This is a genomic window from Roseobacter phycocola, from assembly GCF_042055075.2.
Lineage (GTDB): Bacteria > Pseudomonadota > Alphaproteobacteria > Rhodobacterales > Rhodobacteraceae > Roseobacter.
In genome coordinates, this window is the sequence record NZ_CP194010.1 from 2,485,278 (window position 1) to 2,502,969 (window position 17,692).

General features: G+C 53.3%; 10 protein-coding genes. 4 read left to right on the forward strand and 6 right to left on the reverse strand.

The features are described from left to right. Positions 1 to 116: 116 nt before the first annotated feature. The 6 genes from AB4K19_RS12145 to AB4K19_RS12170 all read right to left on the reverse strand — a co-directional run bounded on the left by AB4K19_RS12145 (position 117) and on the right by AB4K19_RS12170 (position 12,852). Positions 117 to 9,686 carry a DUF4214 domain-containing protein gene (locus tag AB4K19_RS12145; RefSeq protein ID WP_436397730.1) on the reverse strand — a complete coding sequence of 3,190 codons (9,570 nt, stop codon included), beginning with the start codon at positions 9,684 to 9,686 and terminating at the stop codon, positions 117 to 119. Further along, positions 9,679 to 10,260, reverse strand: a complete 582-nt coding sequence (locus AB4K19_RS12150; RefSeq protein WP_375228621.1) for a hypothetical protein — start codon at positions 10,258 to 10,260, stop codon at positions 9,679 to 9,681. Before AB4K19_RS12150 ends, AB4K19_RS12145 begins: the two co-directional genes overlap by 8 nt. Beyond that, positions 10,257 to 10,472 carry a hypothetical protein gene (locus tag AB4K19_RS12155; protein WP_375228622.1) on the reverse strand — a complete coding sequence of 72 codons (216 nt, stop codon included), beginning with the start codon at positions 10,470 to 10,472 and terminating at the stop codon, positions 10,257 to 10,259. Before AB4K19_RS12155 ends, AB4K19_RS12150 begins: the two co-directional genes overlap by 4 nt. Before the next feature lie 406 nt (positions 10,473 to 10,878). Beyond that, positions 10,879 to 11,454, reverse strand: coding sequence for a hypothetical protein (locus tag AB4K19_RS12160; protein ID WP_436397732.1), 576 nt, complete (start codon positions 11,452 to 11,454; stop codon positions 10,879 to 10,881). Between the two features lie 629 nt (positions 11,455 to 12,083). Next, positions 12,084 to 12,404 (reverse strand): H-NS histone family protein, encoded by a 321-nt coding sequence (locus AB4K19_RS12165; RefSeq protein ID WP_436399542.1) that lies wholly within the window; start codon positions 12,402 to 12,404, stop codon positions 12,084 to 12,086. A 247-nt stretch (positions 12,405 to 12,651) separates the two neighbouring features. After that, positions 12,652 to 12,852 carry a hypothetical protein gene (locus tag AB4K19_RS12170; RefSeq protein ID WP_375228625.1) on the reverse strand — a complete coding sequence of 67 codons (201 nt, stop codon included), beginning with the start codon at positions 12,850 to 12,852 and terminating at the stop codon, positions 12,652 to 12,654. A gap of 412 nt (positions 12,853 to 13,264) precedes the next feature. On the opposite strand from AB4K19_RS12170, the gene AB4K19_RS12175 reads away from it, so the two are divergent. The 4 genes from AB4K19_RS12175 to AB4K19_RS12190 all read left to right on the forward strand — a co-directional run bounded on the left by AB4K19_RS12175 (position 13,265) and on the right by AB4K19_RS12190 (position 17,424). After that, positions 13,265 to 14,056: a biotin--[acetyl-CoA-carboxylase] ligase gene (locus AB4K19_RS12175; RefSeq protein WP_436397734.1), complete on the forward strand. Its 792-nt coding sequence runs from the start codon at positions 13,265 to 13,267 to the stop codon at positions 14,054 to 14,056. Between the two features lie 27 nt (positions 14,057 to 14,083). Then, complete coding sequence (locus AB4K19_RS12180; protein WP_375228627.1) at positions 14,084 to 15,064, forward strand: hypothetical protein; 981 nt, start codon at positions 14,084 to 14,086, stop codon at positions 15,062 to 15,064. Between the two features lie 619 nt (positions 15,065 to 15,683). Further along, positions 15,684 to 16,724: an ROK family protein gene (locus tag AB4K19_RS12185; protein ID WP_375228628.1), complete on the forward strand. Its 1,041-nt coding sequence runs from the start codon at positions 15,684 to 15,686 to the stop codon at positions 16,722 to 16,724. A gap of 28 nt (positions 16,725 to 16,752) precedes the next feature. Further along, positions 16,753 to 17,424, forward strand: a complete 672-nt coding sequence (locus tag AB4K19_RS12190) for a hypothetical protein (protein WP_375228629.1) — start codon at positions 16,753 to 16,755, stop codon at positions 17,422 to 17,424. Positions 17,425 to 17,692 lie beyond the last annotated feature (268 nt).

A 17,692-nucleotide genomic window follows, 5' to 3' on the forward strand; every position in this document is an offset into this window, starting at 1 on the left:
AGGCAGCGCGCTGGTGTGGGCGATAATATGAAATGCTACTCACTAACTCTTTCCGGAAAACAAGAGAAACAACCGTGGGGTACCGGGCGCAGCTTACTTTGCCGCGCCCGGAGCCGTTACGCGAAAGTGAAATTATCTGAGGTCAGTGAGGATGCGAGGATACCACTCAGTTCGATCTGATCACTGCCATAATCCACCACAGCATCGCCCGCACTGTCGGTAATGGTCAGATCCGCAAAGCCCAGACCTGTCCCTTCGAAACGGATCACGTCAACACCCAGAGTGAAGTCCGTGATCGTGTCGTTGCCGTCACCGGTGGTGAAGACGAAAGTGTCTGCGTCAGCGCCGCCGGTCAGGGTGTCGTTGCCGATCCCGCCAGAGAAAGTCTCATCGCCTCCGCCCCCCTGCAGAACGTCGTTGCCGGCCTCACCGTACACCGTGTCTCTTGCATTGTTTCCGGACTGGTTGTTGTCAACAAACAGATCATTCCCGGCCCCGAGATAGACGGTGTCCCGTCCGTTGTCGCCATACACTGTGTCGTCCCCGTCGCCCGCGTGAATGGTATCGTGCTGGCGGCCGCCGTGGATTATGTCGTCGCCAGTCCCGGCAAAGATCGTGTCGTGACCTCTGTCTCCATAAATGATCTGTCCGGTGTCATTTACGCTTATGCCGCTTGCATCAACATATGAGACATCAATCAGGTCAGATCCGGTTGTTCCCTGAATGACCTCGGGAGCAATAAGGTCTGCGGTGGTCAGACCTTCCAGTGTCACTGTACTGCCGGAACCATAGCTGAGTATCAGACCATCAGCGCTGTCTGCTGCACTGATCGTGGATGGAAGCGCAGTCAGATCAATAGTTGCCGCCTGGATCGACAGAACATCTTCTCCGATCACAAAGTCCGAAATGACATCAGCACCGCTGCCTGTATAGAATACAAAGGTATCCACACCTGTGCCTCCGGTCAGAAGATCATCGCCGGTACCGCCATCAATGTAGTCATTTCCAATCTCGCCAAAGATTAGGTCATCGCCTGCATTGCCGGAAAGATCATCGTTCCCTGTGCCACCGTACAGAGTGTCATTCCCACCGTTTCCGTAAATCGTGTCACGACCGCCGTACCCATAGATAACGTCTCCATAGGTGCCATCATAGCCGTCAATCTGATCATTGCCCTCCGTACCCTGCGGCGCAGCAGCTGCAAGAATATCGTTGAGGCCCCAGGTCACACCATCCGAGAACTCAATGGCTTCGAGTCCTACGCCGGGGCCAAGATCAAAGTTCGATCTCGCATCATCCGTAATCCACTCGCCGGTAGAAAGTATAGTGATCCTCAGGTTGAGCCCGGAATTCTTCCATGACAAATCGACATCCGTGGAAGAAACATCGCCAAGAATGAGTGTATCCACATCGGACGTACTCAGTGAGTAGTCTTCAATCCTGTCTTTTCCGTCGCCTTTCGACCAGTAATATGTGTCGCTACCCTCGTCGCCATCGAGAGTGTCAACGCCGAGGCCTCCAACAATGTAGTCGTTGCCGTAACCTCCTTCTATGGTGTCAGCACCGTTTTCACCGAACAACCGATCATCGCCACTCCCTCCTGCCAGTTCATCTGCTCCGTCACCGCCATACAGATGATCGGATCCATCGTCCCCGGTCAGGATGTCAATGCCGCCGCCGCCTTTGAGCAGGTCGTCTCCGCCACCCCCATAAAGAGAGTCAAACCCAGACCCGCCGTCCAAATAATCGTTCCCGGTGCCTCCGAATAGTTCGTCGTCGTCTTCCCCGCCATCGATATGGTCATTGCCTTCATCACCTTCCAGCGTATCAAAGCCGTCTCCACCAAACAGGATGTCGTTTCCATGGCCTCCTCTGGCTATGTCATCGCCTCCGTCACCGCGTAGCTCATCGTTTCCACCAAAGCCATTCAGATCGTCATTGTCAGCTCCACCGGTCAGTGTATCATTCCCGCCACCGCCGGAAAGCCGGTCTTCGCCCGTTCCGCCATCAATTGTATCGTCCCCTTCACCACCACTAATCTGGTCGTTACCCGAGCCGCCATACAATTCGTCATCTCCGCCAAATCCGGACAGGGAGTCGTTCCCTTCGAGACCAAAGATGATGTCGTCGTATTCGCCTTCAAATCCGGAAAGGGTGTCACTTCCGGATGTGCCAGAGGGGTGCGACGTCTGGGCAAGAATATCTGTTATGTCCCAGTTGACACCGTCGCTGAACTGTATCGCCTCGATACCAATCGCAAGGGTTCCTACGTTTGAGAAATTGTTCAAAACGGTTATTTTTTCACCTGTCGAAGAAATACTGATCTCGAGGTTTTTTGTTCCGAGAGGCCTCGACAGTGCGACTTCTGAGGAATTCACGTCGGTCAGAACAAGCGTATCTGTTTCCAGCAGGCTTTCTGCCAGATCATAAATGACATCGTTTCCATCGCCTTTGGACCAATGGTACGTGTCATTGCCGTTTTCTGACTGCAACGACCCCGTGCCGCCGTACAAAACGTCATCGTCCAGGCCTCCAAAAAGATGATCATCGCCACCCCATCCGTTCAGATTGTCACTGCCTGCTCCACCGAACAGCTGGTCAGCAGCGCGATCACCGTAGAGATTGTCATTCCCGGCCATACCTGCCAGCATTCCGACATAGAAATCCCCAAAATTTGCGTACAAAGTTTCATCCGCCGCAGTTCCGGAAAGTTGTGTTGCCGCAAAGATGTGATCAAGGCTCCAGACGGTACCATCACTGAACTCAATTTCCTCAAGCCCATAATAGTTGTTTGAAGACAGCCGCTTATAGTCTGTAAGCGTTTCACCCGTTGGTAAAATATTTATCTCCAGATTTGCGCTCCACGAAGCCAGCGAAACTGAAACTTCGGTTGCAGCCACGTCCCTTAGAACCAGTCGATCTGTTTCGGCTCCGCTCTGGGATGTGTCTTCAATGAAATCGTTGCCATCCCCTTTGCTCCAGATGTATGTGTCACTGCCATTGGTAAGCTGGATACCGGAATTTCCACCCCGAAGAGTGTCGTTTCCTGATCCGCCTTCCAGAACATCACTTCCATCCCCGGCTTCGATAACGTCATCTCCCCCGAGCCCTTCGATGAGGTCCTGTCCGTTTGCACCATTCAGCGTTTCTGCAGCAGCTGTTCCAGTCAGCGTTGTCACCGGCGGCAGCGGATTGACTTGATGCGCATTGCCTTCTTCCAGCTTTTCGGTGGATTGCGCCAGTGCGACCACGAGTTCGTTTTTGCTGACGCGCCCGGCAGAGAGGTTCTCCGTCCAGATCTGCTGCTCTACCGCGGTGGGCTGGCGCCCAAATGCGTTCAGGAAGGCCTGATCCACCAGAGCGCCGCCCGACAGATCCTTCAGACTTGCTGAGGAGACACCCTGGATCGTGCCATCCAGCGCCAGCATCCTGCCAGCAACATCATCCGCATTGTCCGTGCCATCAAGCAGCAGGCTGCTGTAATATTCCAGCTCATGTAAGGTTGCATCCCGGTCGTAGGCCACGTCTATGAGCTTTTTCACCAGCGCTTCGACATAAGCACGATCGAGGCTGCGCTCGAACTCAGCAGGGTTCATGATAACGTCGAAGTTATTTGTCGCCATATGCGTATTGCCGACCACCAGATGCTCCGAGCTCTCCGCAAGCTGCGCCAGCAGATCTGCCCGTGTGATGGTGCCAGCCTCCAGCGCACGCAGGTGTCCGTTCAGCTCAACCGGCGACGGTGCCCGACCAAAGGTGTTGAGATAGAACTGCGCAACAAAGCCGGCATCCGTCAGAACCCCGTAGCGGGTCGAGAGCTCAGCAGACCCCAGCAGTTCCTCGGTAAGAGAAGCGCGGTCCAGCTGACCCTCTGTCACAAACCGCACCAGCTCTTCGGTCTCAACCCGGTCCATATCCCGGTCCAGAACCGTGTCGTAAATCCGCGCCGCCTCAGACAGCACACGCTCTTTGCCTGCCGCATCCAGCCGCGCTGTAAAGGTTCCTGCCGTGCCGGTGTAGACCCATGTCTCAATACCGAAGGCATCGATCTCATGCGAGACTGTGACCTGAGCCGCGCTGTTGCCGTTGTCCCAGACATAGCTGCCGTTGCCGACCACAGACCGGGTGATCGTTTCAACAACCCCGTTCCGGTTGATGGTCGTGACCAGCCCGTCAGACGAGGTTGTCGTCACAAAGGTGCTGATCTCATTGCCGCCCCTGCCATAGGAGGTCTCCGTCAGGATGCGTTCTCCGTCTGAGCGGATCTCCAGCTCAGAGGTTTTATCCGCAAGACCATTACCGTCGTAATCATGGCGCTCTGTGACCAGGCGGCCGTCCCGGCTGACCTCCATGCGATCCGAGGACCGCAGATCACCATCCGCATAATGGGTCTCAGACAGCGTGGTGCGGCTGCCGTCCGTGTTCAGGGTTGTTGTGGTGACCATGGTCCCGTCAAGGGCGCCATCGCCGTCCAGATCAATGGTGCGCACGGACGACAGGCCATTGGCAGGGGTTGTGGTGACTTCACGGTCCGCAAGAACACCATTGCCTGCGGTCTCCTGATACGTGGTGATCTCATTGCCGGCCGCATCAAAGGTGACAGTCCAGGTCCGCATGAGGTCATCCGCACCGTCCCCGTCAACATCAAGATAAACAGAGCGCTGCATCCCGTTCGCAGAGACCATACCGGTGATCTCATCCAGCACAGAGCCATCTGCCGCCAGATCCCTCCAGGTTGTGTTCACATTCATGCTGAGATCCGTGACCGCCGTGGTTTCACGGTCCGTGGCCCCGTCACCATTAAGGTCAGTCGCCGTTGTGCTGGTCCAGCCATCGGCGCTCATTGTGCGCGTTTCCTGCCGCAGCGTTGCACCGCCTGCACCAGCTTCCGTCGTCACTTCGGTATACCCACCGGAAGCACCCCGGCTCAGGGAGATACTCCGGTCACTGGTCCCGTCGCCGTCAAAGTCCGCCGCAACATTGGTCTGCAGACCATTGCCGCTGACCGTTGTGACCACCTCTGACATCAGTACATTGCCGGCGTCCCGGGTGATCTCCCGGCGCACGACATCCCCATTGACCTCATACGTCGTGGTCTCCTCTGAGACAGACTCGAACCCCGTTGTGCCATCCACATCGAGGCGGCTGACCCGGGTCAGACCGTCATCACTGGTCTGGTATTCCTCGCGCCCCAGATGCAGAGCACTGCCGGTGCGGTGCTGGATTGTACGGTCGATGGATCCGTCCTGCGCCAGAACGGTCACATCCGTCATCACATGTTCTGCTGTACCATCCGCATTGCGGTCGATCTCATAGGTCCGCGTCAGCCCGTCTGCGCTGACACTGCTCTGCAGCGTTCCCTCCAGCGCGCCGCCGGTCGTGTAATAGGCCTCCGACACTGTTGTGACGCCGTCATCGCCCAGAGCCGTGACCATCACCTGGTCAAGCACCCCATTGCCGTTATTATCTATCTCAGAGGTCACCGTGCGTCCGTCCGCACTGGTAACGGTCGTACCGCTACGCAGCAGGGCTCCGTCTGCCGACCGGGCCTCGGTTGTGACGGTCTCAACCCCGTCCGCGGCGATATCCAGTGTTGTGACCGTGCTCAGGTCATCGGTGCCATCCGCATCATCATCCCGTGCCGTGGTGGTGGTCCGACCGTCATCGCTGACCGTTGAGACAGACTGACGCCAGAGCGTGCCGTCGCCGCCTGCTTCAGCAACCGTGGTCGTGCGGGTTCCATCTGCTCCCAATACCGTTGTCGACGTGGTGCTGCGCTCAAAGCTGCCATCCCCATCAGCATCGACCCGCACTGTCCGGGTCAGACCATTGGCACCGGTGGTGGATTCGGACCGGCTCTGCAGAGTACCATCCGCCGCCTGCGCGGTTTCTGTCACAACAGAGGCGCCATCATCTGCAATCTGTCGGACCGACATCAGATCCATAGCACCGTCACCGTTGAGATCCGTCTGCGTGGTGACATCCCGGCCATTGTCGTTTGATGTCGTGGTCACGGCACTGCGCAGTGCTCCGGCGCTGTCCCGCGTCTCGGCCGTGACCGTGCGGCCGCCATCTGCCTGCAGAACCGTGGTCTCGGTCAGGGTCAGGTCAAAGACGCTGTCACCATCCGCATCCCGCGAGACCGTGGTGGTCAGGCCGTCATCGCTGACTATCGTCTGCGCTGCTGAGAGAAGGCTTCCGTCAGACGAATGTGTTGCAGTCGTCGTTGTCCGGCTTCCGTCTGTGCCCAACAGGGTTGTGCTGGTCTCTTCACGCTCGGAGACGCCGTTCCCGTCCAGATCACTGCGTGCCGTGGTCGACAGCCCATCATCACTGACCGTCACTTCCGCAGATGCGCGCAGCGAGCCATCACCGTTCCGGGTGAGCGTTCCTGTGGTCCGGCTGCCATCCGCGTTCAGAACCGTTGTGTTGGTCTCTTCGATATCTGCAGCGCCATCCCCGTCCAGATCTGAGGTGGTTGTTCTCACCAATCCGTTGGCACTGACTGCCGTTTCAGAAGACCCGATCGTGCTGCCATCCGCATTGGTCCGCACGTCGGTTGCCAGAACCGATCCGTCAGCGCTTTCCACCGAGGTCACAGCGACATCCGTCACGCCGTCCCCGTCCTGATCCTGAGTGGTGGTCATGATCTGCCGGTCAGCACTTTCTGTCATGACCGTCCTGCGCAGCAGCGTTGTGCCGTCACCGGCAAACACCGACTGGGTACGCATTGTGCTGCCATCTGTCTCCAGCACGCGCGCATCAACGCTGACCGCATCAGTCTGACCGTCTCCGTCTGTGTCCATCTGCGTGGTGGTGGTCAGCCCATCTGCACTGGTGACAACAACGCTGCGGTCGCGCAGCGACCCATCCTGATTGCGGGTCTCAACCGTGCGGGTCGACACACCCGCCCCATCGGTCACAGTAACATCCGAGACAGCGGTATCGGTGTCCCCGTCGCCGTCTGCATCCGTCACAGTGCTGCGGGTCAGACCATCCTCAGAGGAGAGCGTGGTAGAGCTGGCAAGCACCGTACCATCGGCTGCCCTCGATTGCGCAAGTGTTGTCCGTTCCTGTGTCGCTGCGTCCACCGTGACAGAGAGCACCTGTTCGTCGCTGTCAAAAACCCCGTCCTGATCCAGATCCACGAGGGTTACGGTGCTGACCTTATCAGCTCCAAGCGTGGTCTGCTCCATGCTGCGCACAGAACCATCCGTATTGGTAACCGTGATGGTATTGACCCGGCTGCCATCTCCATGGATCACAGTGACGTCTGTAACGGTGCTTTCCACGTCGCCATCGCCGTCCGCATCCGTCGCAATGGTTTTGCTCAGCGCATCCGCTGACTGTGTCTGGGTGACCCGGCTCCGCAGGCTGCCGTCTGCATTCTCAACGTCCAGCACCGATGTGCTGGTGCCGCCCGCATTCAGCGTGATCGACAGGTCCTCAGTCGTCTCGGCCACACCATCGCCATCCGCATCGCGGCTGATCACGCGGCTCTGACCATCCGGCCCCACAACCATTGTCTCAGACGACCGCAGGCTCAGGTCCTGGTTCCGCGCCACGGTGCTTTCCGTCCGGCTGCCATCCCCGTGCTCGGTGATCCCGTGCGTGACGGAGAGATCATCCAGACCATCGCCGTCCTCATCCGTTCCCTTGACCCGCGTCAGACCATCCACACTGGTCGTCTCCCCCGAGCCACGGATCACCGATCCGTTCTCTGCGAGGTCGCTGATCACAATACTGCGGCTGCCATCCGGCAGCGAGCTGCGCACCTCCTGCTGGTCAAACCAGCCCCCGCCTGTGCTGTCCCGCAGGACCGTGACGTCGCTGCCATCGGCATTGGTTGTGGTCACGATCCGGCTCACAACAATTGCCGTTGCCGCCGCAGCACCTGCTTTGTTCACAACGGTTTCTGTTTTGTTCCCGCTGCCATCGGTCGAAACGGTGATCTCTTGCAGCCGGTCCACCACGCCATCACCGTTGTCGTCATAGCTGTTTACAGTGGCCGAGCCGTCCGGAGAGGTCACAGAGGTGATCACATAAGCCACATCGCCATCCGAACGATACGCCGTGCTCACCACCTGCCGGTCGCCCCCCGCCAGAAGGGTTTCCACCTGATCAACCCGGTATCCCTGTGCCTCTGCCACCAGGGTTGCATTGGCTACCGTGCCGGTCGATCCGTCCGTCCGCGTAAAGGTGGTCTGCCCGGTGATCATCGAGCCGTCCGGCAGTTCAATCCGCGTGGTATCCGCCGTCAGGCTGATCGATGTGATCCCCAGTTCCGTCAGCGTCTTTGCCGTTGTAGAGCCGTCATCATTGCTGACCAGCAGCTTAAAATCGGCAAAGCGCGCATCCGTGGCGTCAAGGACCTCGTCGTCATTGCTGTCAAAAACCGCCCGCAGCGCCGCCAGATCATCCGTCGCCGTCGGGTCCCACTCGGTAAAGACGTATTCCCGCTTCTCCGAGATCGTCCCGTCGCCGTCGTCGTCAACAAACAGCACCGCATCCCCGGCCCCCGCCCAGGCCGTCCGGTGCAGCAGACCGTCGCCGCCTGCGTCCATGAACACCGTGGACTTGCTCAGCTCTGTGATCGCAACGCCGTCGCCGTCAAGGTCAAGAAGAAGCGGCTTGCCGCCGTCACGACCACTGCTTTCCTGTTCCTGTCCAAGGTTCTCAGGCCGTGCCTTTGGCCTTGGTGATGAGGTTAAACCACCCGGCTCCGGCCCATCGCCGCCGCTTCTGTTGGAGCCATGATTGTTGGTTTCCGGTCTAGGGGGCGGTCTCTCTCCCAACGTAAACTGTCCGTCGCCGTTCGGGTCCCAAGAGAGGTCGCGTGAATTGCCACGCTCATCTTTTGTGTAATCGTAAGCAACACTGTCGCCGACTACGTTGTCACCACGCCCCCCATCTTGCAGCGACACGTAACCAAAATCACGATCGTAAATATACCCTTCTCCATAAACAGTGGGAGCGGTAGGACGAAAGCCAGTTTCTTCTTCAATTTGATCTAGAACTGAGATGATACCCTTATCGATGATATGGGTGCCGCCAACACCCAATTTCGACTTTGCATTACGCCCAGAAATAGTGTCAGTGAGCAGTCCTATATCAATAATTCTGTCAATACTATCTCCAACCCGAATAAAGGCGTCATCGCTTAACCCAGTATGTGTTTTATTCGCCTCAATCGTGTTAAGTATTTCGCCAACTGCAATGGTCGTATCAGAAATTCTCTCTTTCTCAGCTTCGACGTATGGGGCTAGCACCGTCTCAACCACCGCTTCGGTCAACGGTCCGGCAATCCCTCCCGCAATCGCTCCCGCAATCGCGCCAACCACGATGCCTGCGGCAGAACCTAGTGGACCACCTGCAACAGCTCCAACACCTGCACCTACTTTCGCCCCGACAAAGGTAGTTGCGACAATGTTGGCAAGACTGCCTGCAGCGTCTACATTCCCTTCGACTGAAGAACTGGCTCTTGCTAACTCGCGGACTTCGGGAATAACTGCACCGGCAAGGCCAAGAACTCTTGCTGCCTTTACATTGGACGAATCAACCACATTACCCGAAGCATCACGGCCCAACGCATCCAATTTTTCGGTTGCCACACCAAGCGCCGTGCCAAAAGCAGTTCCTTCGGCAAAGTCACGTAGGTTAGACGGAGAGGTTTTGGGATTATTCATTTGAGACTCCAACAAAATTGACCCTTATCAGCATGCACAGAAATACAACGGGGAAGGCTCCGAAAACTGCCGCGCCAGCACCAAAAACTAAAATTAACGGATAGAAGGTGGTTGCTGAAAAATCCGTTGGGTAACCATCAATTGGCTCAATCGGCGTCAAAGGAAAACCGTAGCCCAAAGCACCTAAAAATAAAAATAATTTCAAATGCTTGCGAAGGGTTTGGTCTGCGCTCGGAGACAACACTATGTCGGATTTCGGAGCAAAATTCCGAAGTGTAATAAGAGATAGGGAAACCATCGACCATAGGAAGGCGGGGAAAAGTGACCAGAAGTATGGTATGGAATGGGGGCTATATTTATTCAGATCAGAAATCTTGTAACCAAGCACAGATGAACCCGTACAGTCCATAAGCACATCGCAATAATGGGGATCACTTAGCAGAGCTCCACCCAAGAAAATAATGAGAAAAGCACCTGCGCTGCACAAAAAAAATTGGACAACTGTAAAAGGAACGCCGTTTCGAAAGTGTCGGGCTGGGAAAAAGAAACCCTGCGCTTGAGTATTTTCTTTCACCTTTTAGGCCTTTCAAAATTCACGGATCTGCCATCTTGATCGACCCGCACACCGACGCTCAGGACGCCAAAATCCTTATTCGCGGTTAAAGCTCCTTTTATGGGGTTTTCGGCAACTGGGTCGTCAAATATCGGAAATCCAAATTCGGTCATTTTTTTCAATTCTCCCGATCGTTCCAATTCGTGAATTAATGCAGCAGAAATACGATCCATGCAAACCTACCCCCTCAGAATATCCAGCACGTAAGGTAAGTTGACCTTCCAATAAGTCAGTTGCTCCAGCCTCAAACTTGCTACAGTACCGACATTTGGTGGCCAAGCGCTTGGATCACCGTCAGTATTCCTATGAAAAACGGGAACAAGCGACGCCTTGTACTGCCGAACATATTTCACTTGTTCTTCGGAAACTCTTTCCTGCACACAATTGTGCACTTCACCTCCTGTGTCGACAAAAAATAAGGAAGGCATTTCCGCAGAATGCGATTCTAATATTTGCTCACCCAAATTAACATAGTGAAACCAGATTTCTTGACATTGTTTCGTATCAACTCTCATCTCGGCGGGCGCAGTAACCGGTTTCAATACGAGCAATAGAAGTACCGCTAAAGAAGTCACTCTTTTATACAACGCAGCCATAGTTACCCCCAAGCTGCTTCATTCCAACCTTCCGAAAAAATCTGTCTGCCCGAACCACCTCAATTCCTGACGTAACGTGGTAGAGAATATGAGTTGCTTCTTGCGAGCGGGCCCAGGATTCAACGCCTTTTGCTAGGCGGAGCGCAACTTTGCCACCCAGAAGCCTGCCAGAAATATCCGGCTCAACACAAATCGTGTTCACAGAAACAATACGCGCGCCGTCTCCGATAAAATATCCACCAATCGAGCAGTAGCAGCAGCCCAAGACCCGGTTGTTCAGCAATACAACAAGTCCAAGACTGTCAGGTACCAACAGCGCCCTGTCGAATGCCCTATCGAATTTCACCTCCGAAAACGGGATATCTCCGAACAGGCTCTTTTCGTGTACCGTTCTTGTCAAAATGCGCACCTGTGACCGGTGCTCTTCCTCGGCAAGAACCACCCGCAGGCCACCAACTTCAGAGCGCTTTTCCACTGCTTTACCGGAGGTGATGTCGGTGCCGGCGACCTGCACAGGGTGTGTTGGATCATCTATGCCGTCTGCAGTCTGGACACTCATTTCAGTGCAACCGAACCAAGGCTGCAAAACACCGCACGCACACTGAAAGCCACGAAAATACCCCATGTCACTAAGCACCCAACGCTCTGCGATCACTTATTCAGCAGATCATCGCGCCGGGCACATTCCCCTATAGCGGGAGGTTAACGAGCCCTGAACAGGAAGCAAGAACAAAGTTAACAAACTCGTGAGATTCTCAAATCATGGTTAACGCGCCGGGCGAGCGCGGTGTGCCGGAACAATATTTATAATGTATTTCATAATGATAGCGTGCACGAGTACATCTGCTTGGAAACTGAACGCTGCGACAGACAAGCTGCAAGCAAGTCTTCCCGCAACAAGGGCGCAGAACTTCAGATCACCGGTGCAGGGTTCGGTTCATCGCCACCGCCCCGCCGCCGAAGCAGGCCATAAAACAACGCTTTGGGAACACGGAAAAACTGACCGGGACTGGATCGTGCCGCCATGATCCAGTTCTCATTTTTGAAAGCGATCGCTTATCGCTTGCCATCGCAGGGATGGCGCCTGAAAACCAAAACAGCCCGCCCCGGCTAAAGCGTACCGAGCCCTTCTGTCGGAACTGCCGACCCGGAACAGACTTGCGCCATTAGGCTGTCGACTAAGTCACCTCATTTTGTCGCGACGGCCATATCCTCAGGAGACTTCCCGGCGGCAATTGCTTCTTTGAACCAGACAGGCTGGCGACCATTGCCGCTCCATGTGACGGAGGGGTTTTCCGGATGCGCATATTTCGGTTTAGCAGAAGGTTTGCGCTTTGCAGCGGCGCTTGATCGTTTTCCGGGTCTCTGCGTTCCAATAATCTCGGAGAGCTTGAATCCCAGCTTCCCGGCTGCTTTCTCGGCAGCCGCCAGAGCCTTTTTCTTTTCCTGCTTTTCAAGCCGGCCAATCTGCTTTTCGACATCAGCCTTCAGTTTGAGAAGCTCTTTCAGGGTTTTTTTTCAAGTCCATTATTTTTGCCTTTGGGATTTCGAGGGTGACGGTCCCCTAAAGTATCTGCAATATGCATTGCAAGGTACTTTTTCTTATATTCAAATCTCCGCCTGACTTTGGGACACTGTACATTCGAAGAGCGTCGTGCATGTTTTTTTACGGTTTCCCCTTCGGCAGGTGTTCGAAAAAGTTCATTCGCGACCCGTTCAGTGCCAGAATTGACAGAAAGGCCGGTATCGCTATCACTCAGCTCTGATTTGCCCCTGCATCCATTTCCCTGAGCAAGCTCAGATATCGCCGGTTGAGCATACGCCGATCGGTTACTGGGGTGTCCCAGCGGGATATTTCACCGTCATAATATGACATCAATTCGAGGAACTCAGGATCTTCGAGGTTCGACAGGAAAGTATAGACCCGGTTGGTCACCGCAATCATCAGTTCCTTCATCTCTGCATTCGTGATGCAGAAGGCTTCACAATAGGGGACAGTCCAGCCTCCGTGAGGGCTGTTGACCAATCATGGTTCATACACAGCACTGCCTTACCGATAAAAGGGCCGGTTAGATGCGTAGCCCTTCAGTTCTATCTGGCTGAGTTGCTTTGCATTTGTGCCGGAGGGATGCAACGGGAGAGCGGAGCGGACTCCCTTGCCAAGATGGTCCTGTATTACAGGACACAGCTTGCCTCACAGCAATTCACCAGCCGATTTCGTCAAAGCCGTCAGCTCACGTTCATTTAGGAACAACTTGCAGGGGCTCCAGCACACACTTTGCGTTCGTTACTGGAATAGACACTAGCCTGACATTTGACCTCCACGAAATTCTTGCCAAATCTATGGAAAGGTTGCTTAACGTTGCTGGTTGAACGAAGTTGACGCGAACAAAGAAGCTTCGAAAGGCATGATACACTTGTTTTCCAAACACCTTCTTGAAGAGATCGATTCGACCAACAACTACGCAAAAAGGCTCGTCGAACTTGGTGAAGCAGACGAACCAATTGCAATTCGCGCCAAGAGACAGACAGCAGGACGCGGTAGTCGCGGCAGGTCATGGGCATCTTTTGATGGGAACGTCCTAGCCACCTTCGTATTCGAAGCCCCGTTAGAAGGCCGCTATCTTCCTCAACTGGTCTACAGTGTCTCGCTCGCTGTCTACGACACTGTCAAAGAGGTGTGTGATGATCAAAAGGTTGAAATCAAATGGCCCAATGACATCCTGCTGAACAAAATGAAAGTTTCAGGATCGCTTCATGAGACTGCCTATGGACCTTTGGGCAATAGATTTGTCGCGGGAATTGGCATCAACGTGCAGCATTTTCCAAGCACAGAGACGCTGATACCAGCAAGCAGTTTGGCGGCTCAAGGATGCACTGAATTAACTGCTGCCAAAGTATTCGACATATTGTGCGACAAAATGGCTAAACGTCTGCTACAGGCGGCGAAAAAACCATTTGCGGATATTCGCGACGAAGTGCTGTCTGTTTCTTACGGCGTTGGTGACGAGATAAGCGTCTCAGTTTCAGGGGACAGAAGCGACGCAGCGATCGGAACGTTTATTGGGATTGATGACGATGGCTACATGCTTATGAAAGACCAAAATGGCAAAACGGTTAAGTTCAGCACAGGAACAATTTTCAGTGATTTGAAGGATTAGAGAATTAAAACGATACTATTAATAGGCTTGCTTGGCGTTGTTCAAACCCTGCTGTGGACCGCACAACATCCGCTGGAGAGTCCGTTCTACCGGACAGTCGGAAATTCGACACTGGGCTTAGCAGAAGGGATTTTGTACGCGAAGGCTTTTGGGCTATCCTTCGGCTTTCTTCTGCTGCTTTTTCCACGCTGCTTGCCAAATGTTGCGGAACTAGTCAGAGACCGAACAAGGGTCTGCTATATTCTGGCATCGGTGGGCCTTGGATATGTGTCCTTGTCATTGTACGCCTATGCACAGTCTAGGTTGCCCGGCGTCGTAATCTCGATCATCCTGACTTCTTCCCCACTTAGCTACTCTGTGGCCTTGGATTATCTGAAAAATAGAGAACTCTCATGGAGAGCGCGTGTTAGAAAATATGTAACAGACCGCCATATTCACGTGCATACCGCATTGTCTTTTGGTGTCGGGCTCATAATGTATCTTCAATCTGATAAATGGTTCTTTGAGCCTCTGGCTGGCGTTTCTGCTTTCTTTGTCCCACTCGCTTTTTTTATGAGCTATAACTTGCTGTCCTTAGCAACGGACTTACGCGATCAAAATGTCGCCGCTCCGCCTGAAAGAAGGTTAGCGGGCGCATTCCTTGGAACGCTCTTTTCGGCCGTTCTATATTTACCAATAGCATACTATACTCTGACCAGCATTGGACATGATGTAGAACCCAGTCGAATTCCACGAGATGTCTGGGTTCTATTCATTACATCTGCGTTTGTGGCAGGCTTTTTGGGGCACTTATTCTATTTTATCTCGGTAAATACTTTTGACGAGAATACACTTAAGTCAGCATCTTTGCTTCAGCACTTTGGTCCTGTTTTTAGTTTTTTAATTGCCTTCGCCCTACTTCAAGACACTAATCACAGAGGTGAATTTTCATTTGACTATATTTATCTCTCAGTGTTTATTTCATTAAGTTTATTTATTGCATATTGGTATATTAAAAACAAACAGTAAGAAGCTAATGATTTTAAAGTTTTTTTGCAAAAGCGATTTTAGTAAAGACTCTGATGCTCACAATGAGAAAATTCTCAATGATGATATAGGGCAAATTGAAGCTGATAGACCGTCGACTGATCAGGATGAGGTCAAGAAAAATTACCCATTTTTAAATTGCGGAGGGTCTTTTTTTCCTGTGGCTTTTCTTTTTTTCGCAACTCTAGTCTAACGACTGCTTTTGACAAGTTGGTCAATCCTTTACCTCATAAATGAATCTTCACATCATGGGAGAGGCGCTAAGATGGTACCTTTTCAACTTGCTCGCCGCTCACAATGTTAAAGTTCTGTACGTTCTGCGGCTTTGACGCATGCACCGTTGTTAAACGAACGATGGTGCGCAGTGTTATGGTCTGGTCTCCGCGGGAGCGATTTCTTCTTACCGTCGCTTAAACAGCAAACTGGATCGTGTTAGGCGTCATCAAAGCTGGTCAGCTTTGAACCTTGAACATTATTTGGCCAAGCGTCTGGAGCGCGGCGATTTTGTAAAATATGTCCAGTTAGCACGGGGTGGCGTTGCGACGACTGCCGCTTTTCTACAGAGTGGCCTTCATTGCATTGAACTTCACGGAGCGTCAGTATGGGTGGCCAGACTTCACAACAAGACTATGCTGGTATCTATTTGGAGCGGCATCAGGCGCGATTTATTACGGCCACCGCAGAAACTGAGTTTAATGTTTCCTCCCTTCGCAACCGCATCCCGCCACATAGGCTAACGGCCGAAGGCCAGATACTATTAGACGATACTTGCGATGCTTCTTCTGTACTGTCGGATCTGTGCACGACAATAGTAGAACATACGCCAAACCTACGCGGCATAGGTGTCGCCTGCTACGGTCCGTATTTATCTCTCGACCCGGAAGAAAAAGTTGATACGAACGGGCGTGCAGTCTATGGCGTTTTGGACAAAAAAGCGGCAGATCCACCCTTTGCCGGTGCCGATCTCTTCAACGAAATCAAGACCGTCCTAAGTGAGAATGGTATTCCAGACGCTCGCATATCGATACAAACCGATGCGATGGCGGGTGCCCTCGCCGAGGCAAACTTTCGACAGTTAAAACCGAACGAGGTACTTCTCTATATCACCTTGACCGACGGAGTTGGTGGGGGCTTTGTGCGTGGCCTTCAACCATGGGGTTCAGCCTACCATTCTGAAATGGGCTTGACGCCGGTTCATTTGACAGCGTCCGATCGACAACTGTACCGCGATCATCCACAGAGATATGGTCCATCGATTGGCGACCTAGTCACAACAAAAGAGCTTTTGAGACGCGCCCAAGCGATTGGCTTGGCGCCGCAAACCAGACAGGAATTAATTGCGATACCCGACAAAGAAATCTGGGCAGCGCCCGCGAATTATGTCGCACAGCTTTGTGTGGCATGTATTGGGATTGTTGCGCCACATTGCATAGTGATAGGTGGGCCGCTGGCGGCTAACCCGGGCTTCATTAATGAGATCCGCGGTGATGTAAAGCGCCTTATGTCCACACGACCCGGTATGAGATGGCCGGAACAGCGCGATGTTTACAGATTTGTGCAGTCGTCACTGATCCCAAAGGATAGCTCAGCAGACTCCAATTTGGCAGGCGCGTTGTATTTGGGTATGCTTACGGCAGCATGACGCAGACGAGCCACGCGCGAGACTTTTTATGATTGAAATGACACTTTCTCGCCAAAAGGAAACAAGGCCAGCGGAAACTTCGCGGGACCTTGAGGTTTATCTGGCGTTTTCGGAATCCAAGCGGAGCAACAGATCAAAGCTGGATCACCTCGTAAGTGACAGATTTTCAAAAGAAATTCTTGATATATCAGCATCATTGACGTATCAATATCCAGTGGAATTTAGTTTACTCGTTAAAGCTTTCAGTCAATTGCCAATTGAGGACCAGCAACGCTTCGCACAAGAGATAGAGGAGGCGTCGGGAGTCACAGGACTGGCGGCACAGTTTCAACGCGATCCCGAGATCGAAGACATCTTGAACCCTCGACCACACTATGCGCCAGAGCTGTTTGAAAAACGTGATGATGCAAATGAAAACGTTGTCGAATTCATGCAGCGCGTTTATGCGGAACACGGATACCTGACCGGATATTTTGGAAGACAGCATCTCTCAAAGCTGGACCCAAAGTGCCTTACGGCTCTAGACAACTGGGTGAGGGCAAATGGCGAAGCGCCATTTCATCTTCCGACAAAACAGCAGATAACCGACCTACTTCTCGTGCCAAGGATTTTTGAACGTCTTCCAGATGTTGAACAAAAACGTCTCAAGTCGGTTCTTCGAAAAAGAGAATATGACGCGCTTCAACCGCCAAACACCTAACACCACACTTTTTTGCGAACTTTTTTGTTGACGCTGGATAAACAAGCGACTTACAGTTGAATCAACCTGACATGTGCCCAGTCAGGATCCAAAAGATTTCGAAGCAATCGAGCTGTCGTCGCGCTGGGAAATTTTCAGCGCACCAAGCGCTGCAATGTCTCCGGCAGGATACCAGCGCAAACATCACGTATACCTGAACAATTTCTCATTCCTGAGGGAGGCATCAATGTCTATTCTGCTCAATTTTTACCTGACTGGACCGAAGTTT